General features: G+C 61.6%; 1 protein-coding gene and 1 pseudogene. Both read left to right on the top strand.

What is annotated here, in order from left to right; translation table 11 throughout:
- Positions 1 to 1,742: pseudogene (locus tag WEB61_RS11270) on the top strand (vitamin B12-dependent ribonucleotide reductase); the annotation flags it as partial.
- A gap of 14 nt (positions 1,743 to 1,756) precedes the next feature.
- A partial coding sequence (locus tag WEB61_RS11265) for a hypothetical protein (RefSeq protein ID WP_368064433.1) occupies positions 1,757 to 2,603 on the top strand: 847 nt, incomplete at its 3' end.

The raw sequence follows: 2,603 nt of genomic DNA, 5'->3' as shown, positions 1-2,603 counted from the left end.
GCATCGAGCCCGACTTCGCGCTGGTGAAGTTCAAGAAGCTCGCCGGCGGCGGCTATTTCAAGATCATCAACGCCGCGGTTCCCGAGGCGCTGCGCACGCTGGGCTATTCCGAGGCGCAGATCGCCGAGATCGACGCCTATGCGGTCGGCCACGGCAATCTCAACCAGGCGCCCGGCGTCAACCCGTCATCGCTGCGCTCCAAGGGCTTCACCGACGAGAAGATCGCCGCCCTCAACGCCGCCACGGCCGCCGCCTTCGACATCAAGTTCGTCTTCAACAAGTGGACGCTGGGCGAGGATTTCTGCCGCGACGTGCTGGGCTTCACCGACGACCAGCTCAACGACATCTCCTTCGAGATCCTGCCGGCGCTCGGCTTCTCGCGCAAGGAGATCGAGGCGGCCAACATCCATGTCTGCGGGGCGATGACGCTGGAAGGCGCGCCGCACCTGAAGACCGAGCACTACCCGGTCTTCGACTGCGCCAATCCCTGCGGCAAGGTGGGCAAGCGCTACCTCTCGGTGGAGAGCCACATCCGCATGATGGCCGCCGCCCAGCCCTTCATCTCGGGCGCCATCTCCAAGACCATCAACATGCCCAACGAGGCCACCGTCGACGATTGCAAGGAAGCCTACCTGCTGTCGTGGAAGCTGGCGCTGAAGGCCAACGCGCTCTACCGCGACGGCTCCAAGCTCTCGCAGCCGCTCAACTCGTCGCTCATCGCCGACGAGGATGACGAGGACGATATGGTCGAGGAGCTGATCGCCGCTCCCGCCGCCGCCCAGGCCGTCACCCTCACCGAGAAGATTGTCGAGCGCATCGTGGAGCGCGTCGTGCGCGACCGCGAGAAACTGCCCAACCGCCGCAAGGGTTACACCCAGAAGGCGGTGGTCGGCGGCCACAAGGTCTATCTGCGCACCGGCGAGTTCGACGACGGTCGCCTCGGCGAGATCTTCATCGACATGCACAAGGAGGGCGCTGCCTTCCGCGCGATGATGAACAATTTCGCCATCGCCATCTCGCTCGGCCTGCAATACGGCGTGCCGCTCGAGGAATATGTCGAGGCCTTCACCTTCACCAAGTTCGAGCCCGCCGGCATGGTGCAGGGCAACGACGCGATCAAGAATGCCACGTCGATCCTCGACTACGTGTTCCGCGAGCTGGCCGTCTCCTATCTCGAGCGCCACGACCTCGCCCATGTCGACATGTCGGACTTTTCCAACACGTCGCTCGGCCGCGGCATCACCGAGGGCCGCGCCACCGCCTTTTCCAAGGGGCTGACGCGCGGCGCGGCGCTCAAGATCGTCTCGTCCGAGCCCAAGGGCCAGGGCGGCCCCGGCGCCGGCGGCATCGGGCTCACCCCTGCCCGCTCCGCGCCTACCGCGGCGGGCGGCTCCAACGTGCGCGCCATCGCGGCCGGCGCCACGGTGACGGCGCTCAAGCCGACGGTTTCGGAACTGCGCGACGAGGCCACCGCCTTCAAGCGCGACTATGAGGAGCGCGCCAGGGAACAGACGCAGGAGGACGAGATCGCCGACGACGGCGCCTCCGCCGCGGCACTCTTCACCGACGCCGCCGCCCGCGAGGCCGCCGACGCCAAGGCGCGCGCGGCCGAACGGCGCCAGAAGGCGATCATGCAGGGCTACACCGGCAACATGTGCTCGGAGTGCCAGAACTTCACCATGGTGCGCAACGGCACCTGCGAGAAGTGCGACACGTGCGGGAGCACGAGCGGGTGCAGCTGAGGGAGAAAGGTTTTTTGAGCCCAAAAGCCCTACCTGCGACAGCGCCCACAATCATCGACTTCGGCGTTGTCGAAAGTGGGATACGAGAGCGCGAGACCGATTCGGTCCCACGCAATCGAGCCTTCTGTAAGCTGGTACTGGAGACCATCTTCGGGGTTCCTGGCCCTGAGGTTGAAGAGTATATAGTTGATGGCGGAGGTGATCGAGGGATCGATATAGCGTATATTGATCACGCGAACCGCCGTATCAACCTCGGATCGTGTAAAGCGGTCGTGAATTTCCGCAACTCAAAAAAGAACTTTCCCGGAGACGAAGTAGACAAAATCTCATCGTTCGTTGACGACCTTCTCCTAAACAGGGAAGAGCTTCTTCTGACCTGTAACGGCGCATTAGCGGCCAAGGTACGAGAAATTTGGGAGATATTTGGCAACGAAGCATACACGGTCGCGGTACATCTGTTCTCCAACCAGCTGACCCTAGAGCGGGAAGCGCGAAAGAGACTGGCTTCGTCACTGGAGCGACATGAAATAGGACTTCTGGAATACGGACTTTTTGAACTCTCACACGGCATTGTACGGGCAACAAAGCCGCGGTTTCAGAAGAAGCTCACTCCATCATCCGATTCCGCACTATGCGTTAGCGAAGGCGAAAACCGTGCCCTTGTCACGCGCGTTCGCCTGGATGAACTGGCTACATTTCTTAATACTCAGAATCGAACTTTTGACGAAAGGCTTGTTTGGCAGAATGTGAGATATTTCCTAGGCTTAGATAATGAGGTGAACCGAGAGATCCGTGAAACGCTTCTGTCTGGACGCCTCCGGAAACTGGACGATTTAAGCGATTTTGGCCGCACAGGTCGAC

Origin of the sequence: Parvibaculum sp. (genome assembly GCF_040882025.1) — a bacterium.
Classification (GTDB): Bacteria; Pseudomonadota; Alphaproteobacteria; order Parvibaculales; family Parvibaculaceae; genus Parvibaculum.
The sequence above is the reverse complement of the archived record's forward strand: the minus strand, read 5'-3'. Positions and strand labels throughout refer to the sequence as shown.